The following is a 19,851-nucleotide window of genomic DNA, read 5'->3' as shown; positions in this document are numbered from 1 at the left end:
CGTAGAATGCCGCCGATGACCACGAACGCCGCCACGGATCCGATGATCGGTCGCATGATCGATCAGCGGTACCGCGTCCGCTCCCGCATCGCGCGTGGAGGCATGGCGACCGTGTACCTCGCGACCGACGTCAGACTCGAGCGCCGGGTCGCGATCAAGATCATGCACGGCCACCTCGCCGACGACGAGGCCTTCCGTGAGCGCTTCATCCAGGAGGCCCGTTCGGCCGCACGGCTGTCCCACCCGAACCTGGTCGGCGTCTACGACCAGGGTGCCGAGGGTGACACCGCCTACATCGTCATGGAGTACATCCCGGGCATCACGCTGCGGGACCTCCTGCAGGAGCACCGCGCCCTGACGCCCGAGCAGGCGACGGACATCCTCCGCGCCGTGCTCGCCGGCCTGGCGTCGGCGCACCGTGCGGGCATCGTGCACCGCGACCTCAAGCCCGAGAACGTCCTGCTCGCCGACGACGGCCGCATCAAGCTCGGCGACTTCGGCCTGGCCCGCGCCTCGACGCAGAACACGGCGACCGGGGCGGCGCTCCTCGGCACGATCGCGTACCTCTCCCCCGAGCTCGTCACGCGCGGCGCCGCCGACTCCCGGAGCGACATCTACGCCGTCGGCATCATGCTCTACGAGATGCTCACCGGCGAGCAGCCCTACAAGGGCGAGCAGCCGATGCAGATCGCGTACCAGCACGCCAACGACACCGTGCCGATGCCGAGCGCAGCGACACCCGGCGTGCCGGCGGAGCTCGACGAGCTCGTCGCGTGGTCGACCGCCCGCGACCCCGACGACCGTCCGCGGGACGCCCGCGAGATGCTCGAGCACATCAACGGCAACCAGCAGCGGGCGACCGGCCAGTACCGGACCGCGGTGCTGCGGCCGGAGAACGCGACCGCGATCCTCCCCGCCGGCGCTCCGGGCCCGGACGCCACCGACGCCACCGCGGTGATCGGCGCCCGCACCGACGTCCCGGCGTCCGGAGCCGGCCCCGACGGCGGTCGTGGCACCGGCCCGACCGGCGGCCGCGGACGCAACGCCCCGGGTCCCCGACGCACCGGCCAGGCTCCGGGGGCGCTCTCCCCCGCGGCACAGCGGCTCGCCGACAAGTCCACCAAGCGCCGGAAGCGCGGCTGGATCGCCCTCGTGGTGGTCGTCGTGCTCATCCTGGCCGGCGCCGGCTTCGGCTGGTACTTCGGCCCGGGGCCCGGCGGCAACGTCCGGATCCCCCAGGTCGCCGGCAAGTCGGTGTCCCAGGCCCGCCAGATGCTCGAGGCCGAGGGGCTCCAGGCAGCCGCGAAGACCCGGGCCCGGTTCGACGCCGTCGTCGCGAAGGGGCAGGTCTCCGCGACCGCTCCCGCCGCCGCGCGTGAGGTCCGCAAGGGCACCTCCGTGCAGATCCTCGTCTCCGACGGCCCGAAGATGATCACCCTGCCCGCGATCGTCGGGCAGTCGGTGTCCACCGCGCAGGCCGCCCTCGACGACGACTTCGACCTGCAGGACCCGCAGTACCAGTTCTCCTCCGAGGTCGCGAAGGACACCGTCATCGCGGCCACCGGGCGCGACACCGACGGCGAGACCGTGGACCTGACCAAGGTGAAGACCTACGGCGAACGCGGCCCGGTCACCCTGACCGTGTCGCTCGGCGCCGTGCCGGACGTCACCGGCAAGACCGTGGCGGACGCCACCGCCGCACTCGAGGCCGTCGGGCTCACCGTCGGCGCGCAGGACGAGCAGTACAGCGAAGACGCTCCCGAGGGGCAGGTCATCTCCGCGAAGGCCGAGGCCGACCCGGCCGTGAAGGGCACCGCGATCGACCTGGTCGTGTCGAAGGGCCCGGCGCCGATCACGCTGCCGGACGTGCAGGGCAAGACGCTGAACCAGGCCACGTCGACGCTCGAGAACCTCGGGCTGAAGGTCTCCTACCCGGACTGCAAGAACGTGCTGTGCAGCTTCTACGACTGGAAGTCGACGCTGCCCGTCACGGCGACGGACCCGGGCGCGAACGCCACGGTCCACAAGGGCGACACCATCACGCTGCACTACGACCAGTAGGCGCGCGCGGGGCGGCAGCGCCGGGCGCCGGACGCGGAAAGCGCCCGGGCGCACTCGCGACGGAAGCGACAGCGCGCAGGCGGATGCGCGGCGCAGACGGCCGCACGCTGTCGCAATCGGCGCGTGCGGCGCCGGGCGCGACCACAGACGGACGGGAGGCCCGGTGCCAGCTGGCACCGGGCCTCCCGGCTGTGGCTGGTCGCGACCAGTGCGCGCAAGCGACAGGACGGCGCTGGCGCACACACCACCACTGTCGCTCTGCCGGACCACTTGCGACCGACGCGACAGCGCGCGGGCGGATGCGCGGCGCAGACGGCCGCACGCTGTCGCTTCCGTCGCGCGCGGGGCGACGGAAGCGACAGCGTGCGGCGCGCGCCGCGGGGCTAGCGCGCGGTGTGCGGGTGCGCGCTCAGTTCCTCGGCCACGAGGAACGCGAGCTCGAGCGACTGCATGTGGTTCAGGCGCGGGTCACACAGGGACTCGTAGCGGGTCGCGAGGGTGGCCTCGTCGATCTGCTCCGACCCGCCGAGGCACTCGGTCACGTCGTCACCGGTGAGCTCGACGTGCATGCCGCCCGGGTACGTGCCGGCTTCGCGGTGCACCTCGAAGAAGCCGAGGACCTCGTCCACGACGTCGTCGAACCGGCGGGTCTTGTAGCCCGTCGGGGTGGTGAGGCCGTTGCCGTGCATCGGGTCGGTCACCCACAGCGGGTTCGCGTCCATGCCCTTGATGGCCTCGAGGAGCTTCGGGAGCTCGTCGCGGATCTTGCCGGCGCCCATGCGGGTGATGAACGTCAGACGGCCGGGCTCGCGGTTCGGGTCGAGCTTCTCGATGAGGGCTTCCATGTCGGCGACCTTGGTGGTCGGGCCGAGCTTGACCCCGATCGGGTTCCGGACGCGCGAGAGGAAGTCCACGTGGGCGCCGTCCAGGTCGCGGGTGCGCTCCCCGATCCAGATGAAGTGCCCTGAGGTGTCGTACGCCTGGCCGGAGCGCGAGTCGATGCGGGTCATCGGGCGCTCGTAGTCCATGAGCAGCCCCTCGTGCGAGGCGTAGAACTCGACGTGCTTCAGCTCGTCGAAGTCCGCACCGCAGGCGTCCATGAAGCGGATCGCGCGGTCGATCTCCTTCGCGAGGTGCTCGTACCGGGCGTTCGCCGGGTTGGACGCGAAGCCCTTGTTCCACGAGTGCACCTGGCGGAGGTCCGCGAAGCCGCCCTGGGTGAAGGCCCGGACGAGGTTCAGCGTCGAGGCGGCCGTGTGGTAGCCCTGCACGAGGCGACGGGGGTCGGCGGCGCGGCTCTCCGGCGTGAAGTCGTAGCCGTTCACGATGTCGCCGCGGTAGGCGGGCAGCGTGACGTCGCCGCGGGTCTCGAAGTCGCTCGAGCGGGGCTTGGCGAACTGCCCGGCCATCCGGCCCATCTTGACGATCGGCATCGATGCGCCGTACGTCAGCACGACGGCCATCTGCAGGATCGTCTTGACGCGGTCGCGGATGGAGTCGGCGGTCGCACCGGCGAAGGTCTCGGCGCAGTCACCGCCCTGCAGCAGGAAGGCCTTGCCCTGCGCGGCCGCGGCGAGGCGGTCGCGGAGCTGGTCCACTTCCCCGGCGAAGACCAGCGGCGGGAGCGTCGCGATCTCGGCGGAGGCGGCTTCGGCAGCGGCCTGGTCGGGCCAGCTGGGCTGCTGCTTGATCGGGAGCGTCCGCCAGTAGTCGAGGCCCTCGATCACGTCCGGATCCTGCAGGGCGACGAAGTCGGTCGACTCGAACAAGGCTGTACCTCTTGGTTCTGCGATGGTGGCTGCCCCGGCGGGGTGCCGGGACCATCAGAGCCTAACGTGCAGGCGTGCTCTGGCGTTCCCGCATGACCTTCTCGCGTGCCGTGCTCGCACGTTCCTTGACACTCGTCGCGTAGACGTCCTCGTACTCCTGGCGGCTGAGGCCGGCGAGTGCGTGCATGACCTCGTCGGTGACGCTCCGGAGGATGAAGCGGTCGGTCTCGAAGCCCTGGAAGCGGGAGAAGTCGAGGGGCTTGCCGAAGACGACGCCGACGCGCTTGAACTTCGGGATGCGCTGCCCGATCTGCTGCACTTCCCGCGTGCCGACCATGGCGACCGGGACCACGACGACGCGGCCCTCGAGGATCATCCGCGCGATGCCGGTGCGACCGCGGTAGAGCTTGCCGTCCGGGCTGCGGGTGCCCTCGGGGTAGATGCCGAGCTGTTCGCCGCGCGCCAGGACCTGCAGGCCGGTGCGGAGCGACGCCTCCGAGGCCTTGCCACCGGAGCGGTCGATCGGCAGCTGCCCGATGGCGTTGAAGAACGTCTTCGTCGCCCAGCCCTTGAGCCCACGACCGGTGAAGTAGTCGCTCTTCGCGAGGAACGACAGTCGGCGGTCGAGCACCGCGGGGAGGATCACCGAGTCGATGAAGGACACGTGGTTCGACGCGAAGATGACCGGCCCCGAGGTCGGCACGTGCTCACGACCCACCACCCACGGCCGGAACAGCGTGAGGATGAGCGGGCCGAGCAGGAAGTTCTTCAGCAGCCAGTAGAGCATCGTCGACTCCGTATCGGGTGAGGCGTGAGGCGTGCGCGCCGGTCGTCAGGCGGTGCGGGCGTGGATCCGCGCGAGGTCCGCCGCGCCGACGACTCCGGCGTCGTTGACGAGCTCGGCGATCACGAACTCCGGCTCCGGGTGGTACCCGCGGGCCGGGAGGTTGTTGAGGTACGCCTGGCGGATCGGGTCGAGCAGGCGCTCCCCCGCGCTGGCGACGCCGCCGCCGAACACGAAGAGCTGCGGGTCGAGCACGGCGGACAGGGAGGCGCATGCCTCACCGAGGTGCCGACCGAGCCGACGGAGCGCCGCGAGGGCACCGGGGTCGTCGGCGAGGATGAGGTCGCCGATGAGCCCGCCGTCCAGCTGGCCGCCGTTGTCGTCGCGGGCCTGGGCCAGGGCGACACCGATTCCGCCGGCGTCGGCGACGTCGTTCGCCATGCGCTGCAGGGCACGGCCGGAGCCGTACTGCTCGATGCAGCCGCGGGCGCCGCAGCCGCACGGCAGGCCGTTCGGGACGATGCGCAGGTGGCCGATCTCGCCGCCGGTGCCGAAGCCGCCGCGGAACAGGCGGTCCTCGGTGACGATCGCGCCACCGACGCCGGTGCCGATCGTGAGCATGGTCATGTCCGAGACGAGCCGTCCGGCGCCGAAGCGGAACTCCGCCCAGCCGGCCGCGTTGGCGTCGTTGTCCACCGTGATGTGCAGGTCGCCGAGGCGCTCCTGCAGCTTCTGGCGGAGCGGTTCGTTCCGCCACCGGATGTTCGGCGTGTAGTAGACGATCGACTGCGACGCGTCGATGAACCCCGGCGCGGCGACGCCGACGGCGCCCACGTCGTGGCCGTCGCGGAGTCGCGAGACCATCGCGACGACGTCGTCCAGCATGGCGTTCGGGTCCGCAGCGTTCGTGGCGACGCGGTCCTCGGCGAGGATCTCGCCCAGTTCCGTGACGACCGCTCCCGCGATCTTGGTGCCCCCGATGTCGATTCCGATGGCGTGCACGAGGACCGAGCCTACCGGTTCGGTGCGTACTCATCGAACGCGCGACGTCGAGCCCTATGCTGGAAGCAGAGTCGTCAACGTGAGACGTACTCGTCATCGAATCGGTCGACAAGGGAGTTGCCGTGAACGATCAGCGACCCGCACCAACCAGCGAGTCCCAGCCAGCCACGACGCCGCCCGTCGCACCGGACCACGGCTCCGCCGCCCGGCTGCTCTCGGACCGCGCCCGCCTGACACCAGGCCGGCCGATCCTCAGCGAGCGGCACGGCGACACCTGGACGACGATCAGCGCCGCCGACGTCGAGCGCCGGGTGCGCGGGATCGCGAAGGGGTTCATCGCCGCCGGCCTCGAACCCGGTGCGCACGTCGCGATCCTCTCCAGGACCCGCCTCGAGTGGACCCTCGTCGACTTCGCGATCTGGACCGCCGGCCTGGTGTCCGTCCCGGTCTACGAGACCAGCTCCCCCGACCAGATCCGGCACATCCTCAGCGATTCCGAGTCGGTCGCGATCGTCGTCGAGCAAGAGGAGCACGCGCGCCGCGTCGCCGGGATCGCTACCGACCTGCCGCACCTCGGGCAGCACTGGACGATCGACGGCGGCGGCCTCGACGACCTGACCCGCCTCGGCGAGGACGTCACCGACGACGACCTCGACGCCCGCACCGCCGCGGTGCACGGCCACGACGACGCCACGATCATCTACACGTCGGGCACCACCGGCCGGCCGAAGGGCTGCGTGCTCCGGCACGACAACTTCACCGCAACCGTCGAGGGCTCCACCGAGGCGATGTCCGAGATCATCGCCGGGGACGCCTCGACCCTGCTCTTCATCCCGATGGCGCACGTGTTCGCGCGGTTCATCGCCGCGATGTCGATCTCCGCCGGCGTCCTGGTCGGCCACGAGCCGGACACGAAGGACCTCATGAAGGCCGTGTCCACCTTCAAGCCGAGCTTCCTGCTCGCGGTCCCCCGCGTGTTCGAGAAGATCTACAACTCCGCCGAGCAGAAGGCCGACCTCGGGGGCAAGGGCCGGATCTTCCGCGCCGCCGCCGCCACCGCGGTCGCGCACTCCGAGGCCGTCGCCGCCGGCAAGGTCCCGCTCGTCCTCGCCCTGAAGTACCGGCTGTTCGACAAGCTCGTCTACGCGAAGCTCCGGGACGCGATCGGTGGCCGGGTCCGGTACGCGATCAGCGGCTCAGCACCGCTCTCCCCGCGGCTGTCGCACTTCTTCCGGTCGATCGGCGTGCTCATCCTCGAGGGCTACGGCCTCACCGAGACCACAGCACCCGCCACCGTGAACCGCGCCACCGAACTCCGCATCGGCTCGGTCGGCCGCGCACTCCCCGGTGTCGAGATCCGCATCGCCGAGGACGACGAGATCCTGATCCGCGGCGTCGACGTCTTCGACCGCTACTGGAACAACCCCGAGGCCACCGACAAGGCGTTCGCCGACGGCTGGTTCCGCACCGGCGACCTCGGGCGGCTCGACGGCGACGGGATCCTCACCGTCACCGGCCGCGCCAAGGAGCTCATCGTCACCGCGAGCGGCAAGAACGTCGCACCGGCACCGCTCGAGGACGGCGTCCGCGAGCACCCGCTCATCGGCCAGGTCGTCGTGGTCGGCGAGGGCAAGCCGTTCGTCGCCGCGCTCGTCACGCTCGACCGCGAGATGCTGCCCGGCTGGTGCGAGTCGCGCGGGATCACGCCGGCGCTCTCCGCGCACGAGGCCGCCTACGACGAGCGCGTGCTGGCAGCCGTGCAAGAGGCCATCGACACCGCGAACGGCCGGGTCTCCCGTGCCGAGTCGGTGCGGTCGTTCACGATCCTCGACACCGAGCTCAGCGAGGCGTCGGGCCACCTGACGCCCAAGCTCACCATCAAGCGGTCCGTGATCCTGTCGGACTTCGCCGCGGACATCGCGCACATCTACGCGGGATCGAAGGTGCAGACCACGGCGACGCCGGTGGTGGAGGGACGCCGCCGGAAGTAGGCGGCCGGGTCCGGAGCGGACCAGACGGGAGGCCCGGTGCCGGTCCACGGGACCGGCACCGGGCCTCCCGTCGGTTGCGTTCGAGGCGTGCGGTGCGTCGCGGACGGCACCGCCTGCTGGTCAGACCGTGCGGCTGTCCGGCGCGTCCGTGGGCTCGAGGACCGCCGTCGACGACGTCGTCGTGGCGACCGGCTCGGGGCGGCGGTTGGTGCGGGTGCGGTGCGAGCTGAGCTCGTCGTTCTGGGGTGCCATCGTGCGTCCTGGAGGTGTGGGAACCGTGTCGGTGGGAGGCCGACGGGATACGGTACCTCTTCGTCAGGACATGGCGACAATCCCACGTCCGGGTGTCACACCAAGAGGGGTGTCACGACGCCCGTCCGCTCAGTGGAACCAGTCCTGCGAGCGGATGTCGCGGAGGGCCTGGCGGCGCGTCTCCGGGGCGAGCGTCATCACGTAGACGGTGCCGTCGAGGTGGTCCACCTCGTGCTGCAGGGCCTCGGCCATCAGACCGGTGCCCTCGACCACGACCTCGTTGCCGTCGACGTCCACGCCCCGGACCTTCGCGTACGGGTACCTGCTCGTCGGGTAGGCCAGGCCGGGCACGGAGAGGCAGCCCTCGTCCATGAGCTCGGGCTCGCCCGAGGTCTCGACGACCTCGGGGTTGAGGACGTACCCGACCTCGCCGTCGACGTTGTAGGAGAACGCACGCAGGCCGACACCGATCTGCGGGGCCGCGACCCCGGCGCGACCGGGCTCCTTGACGGTGTCGATGAGGTCCTGCACGAGGTCCCGGATGCCGGTCGACCCGAGTGCCGCCGGAGCGATCGGGTCGGCGGTGGAACGGAGGACGGGGTCGCCGAAGAGGCGGATCGGACGGACGGTCACGTTACTGCAGCACCACCAGGAGGTCTCCGGCGTCCACCTGCTGGGTCACCGGGATCGCGAGACGGCCGACGACACCCGCAGTGGGTGCCGTGATGGCCGCTTCCATCTTCATCGCCTCGATGCTCGCCACGGCCTGCCCGGCCTCGACGGCGTCACCGACGGCGACCTTGAGCGTCACGACGCCGGAGAACGGCGCCGCCACGTGCTTCGGGTCGGTCTTGTCCGCCTTCTCGGCGGCCTTGGTCTCGACCGTGATCGAGCGGTCGCGGACGTAGACCGGACGGAGCTGCCCGTTGAGGGTCGCCATCACGGTGCGGATGCCGCGTTCGTCCGCTTCGCCGATCGCTTCGAGCCCGACGAGCAGGTTCACGCCCTTGCCGAGCGGCACGACGTGCTCCTCGCCCGGGCGGAGACCGTAGAGGTAGTCCACGGTCGACACGACCGAGAGGTCGCCGTACTCGTCGCGGACCTGCTGGAAGGCCTTGGTCGGTGCCTCGAACAGCAGTCGGTTGAGGGCCTGCTTGCGGGCGTCCCCCGGCGTCGCGAGGGCTGCGCGCTCACTGTCCGGCACCGGGGTGATCGTCGGGACGATGTTCCGGCCCTCGAGCACCTTCGAGCGGAACGGCTCCGGCCAGCCGCCGGGGAGCTCCCCGAGCTCGCCGGCCATGAACCCGATCACCGAGTCCGGGATGTCGTACTTCTGCGGGTTCTGCTCGAAGTCCACCGGGTCGGCGTCGACCGCGGCGAGCTGCAGTGCGAGGTCGCCGACGACCTTCGACGACGGCGTGACCTTCGTCGGGCGGCCGAGGATGCGGTTCGCCTCGGCGTACCAGTCCTCGACCTGCTCGAAGCGGTCGCCGAGCCCCAGCGCGATGGCCTGCTGGCGGAGGTTCGAGAGCTGCCCGCCGGGGATCTCGTGCTTGTACACGCGGCCGGTCGGCCCGGCGAGGCCGGACTCGAACGGTGCGTAGGCACGGCGGACGGCTTCCCAGTACGGCTCGAGGTCGCCGACGGCGGCGAGGGAGATGCCGGTGTCGCGTTCGGTGTGCGCGAGGGCCGCGACGAGCGCGGACATGCTCGGCTGGCTGGTCGTGCCGGCCATCGGCGCGGCGGCGACGTCCACGGCGTCCGCACCGGCACGGGCGGCGGCGAGGAGCGTCGCGAGCTGCCCGCCGGCCGTGTCGTGGGTGTGCACGTGCACCGGCTGGTCGAAGCGCTCCCGGAGCGCGGTGACGAGCCGTTCGGCGGCACTGGCGCGGAGCAGGCCCGCCATGTCCTTGATGCCGATGACGTGCGCGCCGGCCTCGACCATCTGCTCCGCGAGGCGCAGGTAGTAGTCGAGCGTGTAGAGGTCCTCGGCGGGGTCGAGGAGGTCGCCGGAGTAGCAGATCGCGGCTTCGGCGACGGCGGTGCCCGTGGCGAGGACCGCTTCGAGCGCCGGGCGGAGCTGGCTGACGTCGTTCAGGGCGTCGAACACGCGGAACACGTCGACGCCCGTCGCGGCGGCCTCGGCGACGAAGGCGTCCGTGACCTCGGTCGGGTACGGCGTGTACCCGACGGTGTTGCGGCCGCGGAGGAGCATCTGGATCGGGATGTTCGGCATCGCTTCACGCAGGGACGCCAGGCGCTCCCACGGGTCCTCGCCGAGGAAGCGGAGCGCGACGTCGTAGGTCGCACCGCCCCAGGCCTCCATGCTCAGGAGCTCCGGGGTCAGCCGGGCGACGTACGGGGCGACCGCGACGAGGTCCTTGCTGCGGACGCGGGTGGCGAGGAGCGACTGGTGGGCGTCGCGCATCGTCGTCTCGGTGACGGCGAGGGCGGTCTGCTCGCGGAGGGCCTTCGCCCACGCGGCCGGGCCGAGCTCCAACAGTCGCTGCCGCTGCCCCGCCGGCGCGGGCGTGTTGAGGTCGAGGCGCGGGAGCTTCATCGCGGGGTCGACGATCTGCGCACCGGGCTCGCCGTTCGGCTTGTTCACCGTCACGTCGGCGAGCCAGTTCACGACCTTCGTGCCGCGGTCCTTCGAGACGTGGCCGCTGAACAGCTGCGGGCGTTCCTCGATGAAGGCGGTGGAGATGTCGCCGCGGGCGAAGTCCGGGTCCTCGAGCACCGCCTGGAGGAACGGGATGTTCGTGCTGACCCCGCGGATGCGGAACTCGGCGAGGGCACGCTTGGCGCGGGCGACCGCTGCCGGGAAGTCCCGCCCACGGCACGTCATCTTCGCGAGCATCGAGTCGAAGTGCGGGCTGATCTGGGCGCCCGTCGCGACGGTGCCGCCGTCGAGCCGGACACCGGCGCCGCCGGGGCTGCGGTACGTGGTGATGCGACCGGTGTCCGGGCGGAAGCCCTGGGTCGGGTCCTCGGTCGTGATGCGCGTCTGGAGCGCGGCACCGTGCACGGCGACCGTGTCCTGGCTGAGGCCGAGGTCGGCGAGGGTCTCCCCCGCCGCGATCCGCATCTGCGACTGCACGAGGTCGACGTCCGTCACTTCTTCGGTGACGGTGTGCTCGACCTGGATGCGCGGGTTCATCTCGATGAAGACGTGCTGGCCCGCACGCTCACCGACGGTGTCGAGGAGGAACTCCACGGTGCCGGCGTTCACGTAGCCGATCGACCGGGCGAAGGCGACGGCATCACGGTGCAGCGCCGCGGCGACCGCGGGGTCGAGGTTCGGCGCCGGGGCGATCTCCACGACCTTCTGGTTGCGGCGCTGCACGGAGCAGTCCCGCTCGAAGAGGTGGATCGTGCCGGCGTCGGTGCCGGTGGCGTCCGCGAGGATCTGGACCTCGATGTGGCGCGGCCGGAGCACCGCCTGCTCGAGGAACATCGTCGGGTCGCCGAACGCACTGTCGGCTTCGCGCATGGCTTCTTCGAGCGCCGCACGCAGCTCGGCCTTCGTCTCGACGCGGCGCATCCCGCGACCACCACCACCGGCGACGGCCTTCGCGAAGACCGGGAAGCCGACGGCGTCCGCACCCGCGATGAGCTCGTCGATGTCACGGCTGGCCGGGGTGCTCGCGAGGACCGGGACACCGGCCGCGATCGCGTGCTCCTTCGCGGTGACCTTGTTGCCCGCCATCTCCAGCACGTGCTCGCCGGGGCCGATGAACGTGATGCCGTTCGCGGCGGCCGCTGCGGCGAGGTCCGGGTTCTCGGACAGGAAGCCGTACCCGGGGTAGATCGCGTCGGCGCCGGACTCCAGCGCCACGCGGATGATCTCCGACACGTCGAGGTACGCCCGAACCGGGTGCCCACGCTCGCCGATCAGGTACGCCTCGTCCGCCTTGAGACGGTGCAGGGAGTTGCGGTCTTCGTAGGGGTAGACGGCGACGGTGCCCGCGCCGAGCTCGTACGCCGCGCGGAAGGCACGGATCGCGATCTCGCCACGGTTGGCGACCAGGATCTTGCGGAACACGCGGGCCCTTTCAGCGCTGGGTCAGGTGGGACAACCTTACTGGCGGTAACGTTGCTCAACGTGCATGTACTCAGCGTGAGCTCTCTCAAGGGCGGTGTCGGCAAGACGACGGTCACACTCGGTCTGACCTCGGCCGCGTTCGCCAAGGGCCTGCGAACGCTGGTCGTCGACCTCGACCCGCAGTCCGACGTCTCCACCGGCCTCGACATCAACATCGCCGGACACCTCAACGTGGCCGACGTGCTCGAGAACCCGAAGGAGAAGATCGTCCGCCAGGCCATCGCGCCGTCCGGCTGGACGAAGGGTTCCCAGGGCAAGATCGACGTCATGGTCGGGTCGCCCTCCGCGATCAACTTCGACGGGCCGCACCCCTCCATCCGGGACATCTGGAAGCTGGAAGAGGCCCTGGCCAACGTCGAGCAGGACTACGAGCTCGTGCTCATCGACTGCGCGCCGTCGCTGAACGCCCTCACCCGCACCGCCTGGGCAGCGTCCGACCGCGTGACCGTCGTCACCGAGCCGGGGCTGTTCTCCGTGGCCGCCGCCGACCGCGCCCTCCGCGCGATCGAGGAGATCCGCCGCGGACTCTCCCCCCGGCTCCAGCCGCTCGGCATCATCGTGAACCGTGCGCGCGTGCAGTCCCTCGAGCACCAGTTCCGCATCAAGGAACTCCGCGACATGTTCGGCCCGCTCGTGCTCTCCCCGCAGCTGCCGGAGCGCACGTCGCTGCAGCAGGCGCAGGGTGCGGCGAAGCCGCTGCACGTGTGGCCGGGCGAGTCCGCGCAGGAGATGGCGCGGAACTTCGACCAGCTGCTCGAGCGCATCATGCGCACGGGCAAGATCGGCCCCTACGCCGACGGCACCCCCGCGTAGCGCGGGCCGGCGGGCGCGCGGGCGCGCCCGGCGCCCGGCGCTTGCTGAGATCGCACTTCGTGTCGCTCCGGTTCACCGGAAGCGACACAGAGTGCGATCTCACGTTGGGGGCGGCGCGGGCCGGCGCCGGCGCCCGGCGCCCAGCGCCCAGCGCCCGGCGCCCGGCGCCCGGCGCCCGGCGCCCGCTGAGATCGCACTTCCTGTCGCCCCGGTTCACCGGAAGCGACACGGAGTGCGATCTCACGTTGGGGGCGGCGCGGCGCCGGGCGCGACGCCGTGCGTGGTGCGAGAGGCGTGGTGCGAGGCTCCACGACTCGCCGCTCAGGTCGTCGAAGTGTCACGAATGCCCTGTGTCCGGGCTCGAGATGCGTGAACGACGGCATCTCGAAGGACACCGGGCGCGCGGGACGGGCCGGACGGACCGCCGGAAGCACCGGGCGCGCGGGACGCGGCGCGGCCCGGGCGCGGGTCAGGACGCGCGAGTGGCGCGGCGCGCCGCGAGCTCGTCGGCAGGGTCCGCCGCGGGCGTCGCGTCGAGCTCGACGAGGGAGGACTCGACCTCTCGCAGGACCTTGCCGACCGCGATGCCGAACACGCCCTGGCCGCGGGACACGAGGTCGATGACCTCGTCGTCGGAGGTGCACAGGTACACCGAGGCACCGTCGGACATCAGGGTGGTCTGGGCGAGGTCCGAGACGCCGGACTCCCGGAGCTGGTTCACCGCCGTGCGGATCTGCTGGAGCGAGATCCCGGTGTCGAGGAGGCGCTTCACGAGCTTGAGCACGAGGATGTCCCGGAAGCCGTAGAGCCGCTGCGACCCGGAGCCAGCGGCCCCGCGGATCGTGGGTTCGACGAGCTCGGTACGTGCCCAGTAGTCGAGCTGGCGGTAGCTGATGCCGGCTGCCTTCGCGGCGACGGTGCCGCGGTAGCCGTTCTGCTCGTCGTGTTCGGGCAGGCCGTCGGTGAAGAGCAACCCGAGGTCGTACCGCGTCATGTCTGACGGGGTACCGGGGGTTTCGTTCCCACTCATTGGACTGCCTTCCAGGACGATCGAGCCCCCACCCGAAGCTTCAACGACGGGTTGAGAGTTGTGCCGAGGTCCACGGTAGCGACTCCGACGGCTCCGACGCGGTACATCCGACTCGGCGCGTCCGGCGTGTCGAGGATACGCCCGCCCACCGACGAAACGACAGGCCCGGACGACAAGCGCACCGGCGGGACGACAGGCCCGGACGACGAGCCCACCGGCGGGACGACAGGCCCGGACGACGAGCGCATCGGCGGGATGACGGGCCCAGCGGAGACCGGGCTCACGCGTCCATCCGCCCGATCGCGGCCCGGATGAGGTTCGACCGGATGACCTCGAGGTGCCCGGCGATCTCCCGCGCGAGCTCGAGCGCCTTCGCCTTGGACGTGGCGTCACCGCGGCGGGACACCGGCATGAGCGCCGACTCGATGAGCCCGACTTCCCGCTCGGCGGTGCTGCGGAAGGTCCGGAGGTGCCGCGGCTCGATGCCGGACCGCTGCAGTTCGACGAGGGCCTTCAGCACGACGACGGAGTCCTCCGCGAAGGTGTCCGACGCCGGCAGGAGCGACGCGGTGACGGCGTCGGAGAGCAGCATCGGCGACGCCCCGGCAGCACGCACCAGGTCGTCGCGGGAGTACCGCTTCTCGCGCACGAGGATCGACGGCTTCGGCGCGTCCCCACCCCCGGGCAGCACCGGGTCACGCCCGGCGTCCACGTCGGCGAGGTACTCCTTGATGACCTTGAGCGGCAGGTAGTGGTCACGCTGCAGCCCGAGCACGACGCGGAGCCGCTCGAGGTCCGCGGGTGAGAACTTGCGGTACCCGCTGGCGGTCCGGACCGGTGTGACGAGCTCGCGCTCCTCGAGGAATCGCAGTTTCGAGCTCGACAGGTCCGGGAACTCCGGCTTCAGCCGCGCGAGGACCTGGCCGATGGTCAGCAGGTCCGCGGACGGCGAACCCGACCGCACCGCGGCCGAGCGAGCAGCCACTACGCGTTCGCCAGGCGCGCCAGGTCGACGCGGGACGCGTAGAACGTCAGGCGGAACTTGCCGACCTGCACCTCGGCGCCGTCGGTGAGCTGTGCTTCGTCGATGCGGTCACCGTCGAAGTACGTCCCGTTCAGGGAACCGAGGTCCTTCACGGTGAACGCCGTGCCCCTGCGCAGGAACTGCGCGTGCTTCCGCGACACCGTGACGTCGTCGAGGAAGATGTCGGCGTCGGGGTGCCGTCCTGCCGTCGTGACGTCGGAGTCGAGCAGGAACCGGGCGCCGACGTTGGGGCCGCGGCGGACGACGAGCAGCGCCGAGCCGGACGGCAGGGCGTTGATCGCTTCACGTTCTTCGGGTGAGACACCGGACTCGGGCGTCAGGGCCGCTCCGAGTTCCATGCTGAAGGTCAGCGTCGTGTCGACCAGCCGCTGCTCCGGGGCGCGCTGTCCCTCTGGCTGCGGGACCACTGGATCTGGCATCGGTGGACCTCCTCCTCTTGGCGTCCAAGCGTATCGGAAACGCGGGTGCCGTCGAGAGCCCCGTCCTCGGGTGACACGACCTGTCCGCGGCCAGCGGACAGGGACCGGGTGAACGGCGGACGGGAGGCGCGGTGCCAGCTGGCACCGCGCCTCCCGTCCGGTGGTGATCGCGACCAGTGCGCTCAGCTGCCGTCCTGCAGGATCTGCTTGATCTCGGAGTCCTTGAGCTTCACCCAGGGCGAGCCGTCGGGGTCGCTCGTGGAGGCCTCCGGGCTGTTGCCGGTGTTCCACCACTTCGCCTGGTAGGGGATCCCGTCGAAGAGGACCCGGTCGCCCGTGTCGTACGTCGCGGTGCCCGACCACGCGTCGTACGTGCCGGCCGGCAGGGTGACCTGCTTCACCGGCTTCTCGCCCGCGAGGACCGGTCCGACGAGCTGCCACGGCGTCTCGTAGGCGCTCAGCACCGGGTCGTCGGGCAGGTCGCCGGAGGTCCACCACTTCGCCTCGTAGACGTTCCGGTGCCAGACGATCTTCGTGCCCTCGAGGTAGGACGCGTCCGAGCTCCACACCGGGTAGGGGCTGGTCGACGGGTCGTCCGTCGGCTGCACGGTCGCCGAGGGCTCGGCGGTGGTGACGTCCGACGCGGCCGCGACGACCCCGCCGCTGAAGCCCTTGCCGAGCACGTCGGCGAAGAGCACGCCGTCCTGGTCGACACCGGAGCAGGAGTTCGAGACGGTCGAGAGGTTGACGTAGTTCGTCCCGCACGTCGTGTCGCGGTTCAGCGACCACATCGACATCCGGCCGAGGCCCCGCTGCGTCGCCCAGGTGTTGAGCTTCTTCGCGTCGGCCATCGTGAAGACCTCGTCCTGCACGTCGTTCTGGCCGATCATCGGCGTCGCGCCGATCTTGTGCCAGAGCGTGCCGTCGGTCAGCGGCGTGCCGGACCGCTTGTAGAGGACACCGAGCTGGCGGTGCACCTCCTGCAGCGTCTGCACCGAGGCGGAGTACATGCTCTGGCTCGCGCCCTTGCCGTCCCCGTAGTCCATCGTCATCGCGTTCACCCCGGCGAGGTCGACACCGGCCTTGAGGAACTGCGCGACCGCGGTGGTTCCGTCGCTCGTGAGTCCGGACGGTGCAGCGGGCAGCGTCAGCCACACGGCGAGCGGGTGCCCGGCGGCGCGGCGCTCCTCCTGGAGCTTCGCGACCGCCTTCGCGCGGCGCTCCCCCGCGGCGTGGTTCGTCAGGTCGTCACCCTCGACGTCGTAGTCGACCGTGCTGACGTCGTAGCGCTTGACGACGGTCGTGTAGGCATCCACCAGGTCGGCGCTGTTCGTGCAGGTGGTCGCGAGCTCGTCGTTGGACAGGCCGCCGAAGGACACGCCGACCTCGCCGTGCTGCTGCTGCAGGCGGGCGATGCGCCGGTCGAGGTCGAGCTGGTCCGACGCACCCTGGAGTGAGTAGAACGAGCCCCACGTCGGGGTGCAGGCGGCGTCGTTGTCCGCGACGACGAAGGACAGCATCACGTTGCGGCCCTTCGTGGACTTGACGTCCTCGAAGGCGAACGTCGGGGTGGCGGTCACGTCGGTGTACGCGGCGAACCAGGACTGCTGGGTCTCCGAAGCCTGCGCGGACTGCCAGCGGTCGAAGCCGACGTAGCCGGCGGCGAGGAGGGCGACGGCCACGACGGCGGCGAGGCCGACGCGGAGCGGGGAGAGGCGTTTCGTGGGCGACATGGTCAGGCGGCCGTCTTCTCGTTCGTGTCGGTGGTCGTCGTGCCGGTGGTCGTCGTGCCGGTGTGGTCGGTCCCGGTCGTGCTGCCGCTGTGGTCCGGGCCGGTGCGGCCCGCGCCGACGACGTCGGCGTGGTGGCGCTTCGGCATGGTCTGGCCGCGGTCCCCGAAGTAGAGGACGGCGCGCCAGTCCTCGGTGACGGGTTCGAGCGTCGGCGTGCCCGTGCCCGTGCCCGTGCTCGCGCCGCGGCGCCCGGCCCGCGCCTGCTGCCGCGCCTGCTTGCGTGCCTGCTTCCGCGCCGCCCGGGCAGCCGGGTCGTAGAACATCCACCCGGTCGCCCAGATGAAGACGTCGACCACGGAGTTCCAGACCCCGATGTAGGCGACGATCGCGTACATCGCGAGCAGGGCGTTGAACGCGGCGAACACCGCGTTGCCCCAGTTGCCCGCGTGGACGTCGCGCACGAACGTGAACACCGAGAAGACGACCATCGCGTACGGCGCGAGGACGTACAGCGCCGGGGAGGCGGTCCGGTCCCGGACCTTCGGCGTGCGGGCGAAGGGGATCTTCTTCGCGGTCAGTGCCTGCTGGATGCTCTTCAGCACGCCGGCCACGTTCACCGGCATCAGGATCAGGTTGAAGCCGTAGATGCGGAGCACGTCGGTGCGCTTGTACCCGCAGTACTTCAGGTCGCTGCTGAGCAGCCAGAAGTACGGCAGCGCGGCGAGGAGCACCATCGGGCTGAGCAGCCGCGAGTCGTACGGGTAGGCCAGCAGGAAGATCAGGCCGAACGACGCCCAGGCGATCGACGCCATGTAGTTGACGCGGAGGGACATCTCGACGATGCCGACCCGCTCGCCGCGGGCACGACGCTCCCGCACCTGGCGGAGGTACTTCGGCAGGATCAGGAGCCCGCCGTTCGCCCAGCGGCGCCGCTGCACGATCAGGGACCCGAAGTCCGGCGGGGTCGCGCTGTACGACAGACGCTCCGGGTAGTTCACGAGCGACCAGCCGTGCATGCCGAGGTCGACGCTCGACTCGGTGTCCTCGATGACGGTGCGGTCCTGCACGTAGCGCTTCACCTCGAAGCCGCCGACGGTCTCGACCTCCTCGATGTCACGGAGCGCCCGGGTGCGGATGACCGCGTTCGCGCCGACCCAGAAGGTCGCGTTGTGGCGCGACATGCCCTGGTGGAGGATGTGCTGGATGTCGGTCGTCGCGCCGGCGAGCCGCTCGATGCGGGTCGCAGCGCCGCGGAACGACGAGTACGGGGTCTGCGTGACGGCGACGCGGGCGTTCTCCGGCTGCTCGAGGAAGTACACCAGGCGCAGGCAGTAGTCGCGGAGCAGGACCGAGTCGGCGTCGAGCGTCAGGACGTAGTCGGACGCGGGCACGACGAGGTCGGCGGTCGCCGGGTCGGTGACCGTGCGGAGGATCGTGCCCGACGCGGTCTCGTCGAACGCGTACGCACCGCCGAGCAGGCCGATGTACGAGTTCAGGTTCATCGCCTTGTTCGCCTCGTCCGAGAGGTTCGCGAAGCGCTTCCGCTCGAACGTGGTGATCTCGGCGGTGAAGGTCCAGGCAAGGCGGCGCTGGAGTTCCACGACGCGGGACGAGGGGATCTCGGTGAGCAGGGCACCGTGCGCGCGGGCGTCAGCGCCGGCGTCGGCGTGCGCCCCGGCGTCAGCGCCGGCGTCGCCGTGCGCCCCGGCGTCGGCGTCGGCGTCCAGCGCGTCCACGATCGCCGCTTCGAGTGCCTCGGACGTCAGCCGCAGCTCGTCCGCCAGGGCGACGAGGACCTGGTCGTGGAAGAAGTGGTCCACGTGGTCGACGACATCGTGCTCCCGGGCGTGCCGGCGCAGCCAGGCGTCGGCCCAGCGGTGGTGCTCGACGAGGGTGCGGAGCGAGTCGACGGTCGCGACGGGGGTGTGCGACGCCTCCACCTCGGCGGAGAGCAGCGCCTCCTGGAACCGCTCGGCCGCGGGGGCGAGCTGGTTCTGGATGGTGGCTGCGACCGCGCGGGTGCGCTGCAGCTTGTCGAGCGTCTCGGGGTCGGTCGGGAACGGCGCGTCGTCGACGAGCAGCACCACCCGGAGCGACGGGTACTCCTGCAGTGCGGCGGACCAGAGCGTCGTCGCGATGACGTCCGGCTCCTCGGCGTAGCTCGGCACGAGGACCGTCAGCGGGGACTCGTGCCCCTCGCCGAAGTGCCGGTCGAGCTCGGCGCGAGGCACGCGGACGTGGGTGGCGAAGCGCTCGAGCGCCCCCTGCCGTGCGACCAGGTGCATCAGCGCGGAGAACGTCAGGAAGGTGACCACGACCAGGTAGGACAGCGCCTCGGTGGTGAACCGGAAACTCTCGGTGCCGTAGTTCAGGAACTGGCGGATCACCGTGTAGATCACGTAGGCGAGCCAGAACGCGATGGTCAGGATGATGGCGATGCGGCCGGAGACGAGCTTCCGGTCGGAGGGGCGGGCGTGCAGGGTGTCGAGCGGGTGGGTACGCCGCTCGGAACCCCACTGCCGACGGCGCACGGGCGCGTCGTCGAGCTGTTCGGGCATGGGTGTCCTTCGTTCGACCGGACCAGCGCTCGCTCGGGTGGGGCACTGTCGGGAGTCCGGGGTCGTGTCCGACGTTAGGGGGACACCGCGGGGGGCGTGGACACCCGGAAGGGGGGTTCTGAGCGTGCCGTGCGGAAACCCGCAATCCCGCGCGGATCCCCGTACCGGCGCACCCGCAGGCGTGTCGCGTCACACCCGGCCGGGAGGCTCGGCGCGCCCCCGCCCCGCGCGTCACCCCGTCGCGCGCCGGTGTCGCCTCGGTCGCAGGTCACCCCCGGTGAGATCGCAG

At 71.1% G+C, this 19,851-nt stretch carries 14 protein-coding genes; 3 read left to right on the top strand and 11 right to left on the bottom strand.

Annotated features, from left to right (window positions below):
• Nucleotides 1-15: 15 nt before the first annotated feature.
• Entirely contained in the window at nucleotides 16-2,061 is a 2,046-nt protein-coding gene (gene pknB, locus EDF24_RS17465) for a Stk1 family PASTA domain-containing Ser/Thr kinase (RefSeq protein ID WP_123653066.1), read from the top strand.
• A gap of 383 nt (nucleotides 2,062-2,444) precedes the next feature.
• On the opposite strand, the gene EDF24_RS17460 is transcribed toward pknB, so the two are convergent.
• The 3 genes from EDF24_RS17460 to EDF24_RS17450 all read right to left on the bottom strand — a co-directional run bounded on the left by EDF24_RS17460 (nucleotide 2,445) and on the right by EDF24_RS17450 (nucleotide 5,616).
• Nucleotides 2,445-3,788, bottom strand: coding sequence for a class II 3-deoxy-7-phosphoheptulonate synthase (locus tag EDF24_RS17460; RefSeq protein ID WP_123653801.1), 1,344 nt, complete (start codon nucleotides 3,786-3,788; stop codon nucleotides 2,445-2,447).
• 103 nt (nucleotides 3,789-3,891) lie between these two features.
• Entirely contained in the window at nucleotides 3,892-4,617 is a 726-nt protein-coding gene (locus EDF24_RS17455) for a 1-acyl-sn-glycerol-3-phosphate acyltransferase (protein ID WP_123653065.1), read from the bottom strand.
• A gap of 45 nt (nucleotides 4,618-4,662) precedes the next feature.
• Nucleotides 4,663-5,616 carry an ROK family glucokinase gene (locus EDF24_RS17450; RefSeq protein WP_123653064.1) on the bottom strand — a complete coding sequence of 318 codons (954 nt, stop codon included), beginning with the start codon at nucleotides 5,614-5,616 and terminating at the stop codon, nucleotides 4,663-4,665.
• 122 nt (nucleotides 5,617-5,738) lie between these two features.
• Between EDF24_RS17450 and EDF24_RS17445 the strand changes: the two genes are divergently transcribed.
• Nucleotides 5,739-7,607: a long-chain fatty acid--CoA ligase gene (locus tag EDF24_RS17445; protein WP_185021714.1), complete on the top strand. Its 1,869-nt coding sequence runs from the start codon at nucleotides 5,739-5,741 to the stop codon at nucleotides 7,605-7,607.
• Between the two features lie 120 nt (nucleotides 7,608-7,727).
• Here EDF24_RS17445 and EDF24_RS19580 read toward each other — a convergent pair whose 3' ends face one another.
• The 3 genes from EDF24_RS19580 to EDF24_RS17435 form a co-directional block, all read right to left on the bottom strand.
• Nucleotides 7,728-7,859: a hypothetical protein gene (locus EDF24_RS19580; RefSeq protein ID WP_260233492.1), complete on the bottom strand. Its 132-nt coding sequence runs from the start codon at nucleotides 7,857-7,859 to the stop codon at nucleotides 7,728-7,730.
• A gap of 129 nt (nucleotides 7,860-7,988) precedes the next feature.
• Nucleotides 7,989-8,492, bottom strand: coding sequence for a peptide deformylase (locus tag EDF24_RS17440; protein ID WP_123704567.1), 504 nt, complete (start codon nucleotides 8,490-8,492; stop codon nucleotides 7,989-7,991).
• Between the two features lies 1 nt (nucleotide 8,493).
• On the bottom strand, nucleotides 8,494-11,904 hold the full coding sequence (locus EDF24_RS17435) for a pyruvate carboxylase (protein WP_123704565.1): 3,411 nt from the start codon (nucleotides 11,902-11,904) through the stop codon (nucleotides 8,494-8,496).
• Nucleotides 11,905-11,964: 60 nt separating this feature from the next.
• Between EDF24_RS17435 and EDF24_RS17430 the strand changes: the two genes are divergently transcribed.
• Complete coding sequence (locus EDF24_RS17430) at nucleotides 11,965-12,777, top strand: ParA family protein (RefSeq protein WP_123704563.1); 813 nt, start codon at nucleotides 11,965-11,967, stop codon at nucleotides 12,775-12,777.
• 469 nt (nucleotides 12,778-13,246) lie between these two features.
• Here EDF24_RS17430 and EDF24_RS17425 read toward each other — a convergent pair whose 3' ends face one another.
• The 5 genes from EDF24_RS17425 to EDF24_RS17400 form a co-directional block, all read right to left on the bottom strand.
• Entirely contained in the window at nucleotides 13,247-13,771 is a 525-nt protein-coding gene (locus EDF24_RS17425) for a MerR family transcriptional regulator (protein WP_395868411.1), read from the bottom strand.
• A 316-nt stretch (nucleotides 13,772-14,087) separates the two neighbouring features.
• A complete protein-coding gene (locus EDF24_RS17415; protein WP_123653060.1) occupies nucleotides 14,088-14,792 on the bottom strand; it encodes a MerR family transcriptional regulator in 705 nt (234 codons plus the stop codon).
• Nucleotides 14,792-15,271, bottom strand: coding sequence for an FHA domain-containing protein (locus EDF24_RS17410; RefSeq protein WP_123653059.1), 480 nt, complete (start codon nucleotides 15,269-15,271; stop codon nucleotides 14,792-14,794). The genes EDF24_RS17415 and EDF24_RS17410 overlap by 1 nt, the downstream gene beginning before the upstream one ends.
• A 182-nt stretch (nucleotides 15,272-15,453) precedes the next feature.
• A complete protein-coding gene (locus EDF24_RS17405; RefSeq protein WP_123704559.1) occupies nucleotides 15,454-17,004 on the bottom strand; it encodes a chitinase in 1,551 nt (516 codons plus the stop codon).
• A gap of 2 nt (nucleotides 17,005-17,006) precedes the next feature.
• Nucleotides 17,007-19,562: a glycosyltransferase family 2 protein gene (locus tag EDF24_RS17400; protein WP_221181393.1), complete on the bottom strand. Its 2,556-nt coding sequence runs from the start codon at nucleotides 19,560-19,562 to the stop codon at nucleotides 17,007-17,009.
• Between the last annotated feature and the right edge of the window lie 289 nt (nucleotides 19,563-19,851).

Source organism: Curtobacterium sp. PhB130, assembly GCF_003755165.1.
Taxonomy (GTDB): Bacteria; Actinomycetota; Actinomycetes; order Actinomycetales; family Microbacteriaceae; genus Curtobacterium.
This window is presented reverse-complemented; position numbering and strand designations above follow the sequence as displayed.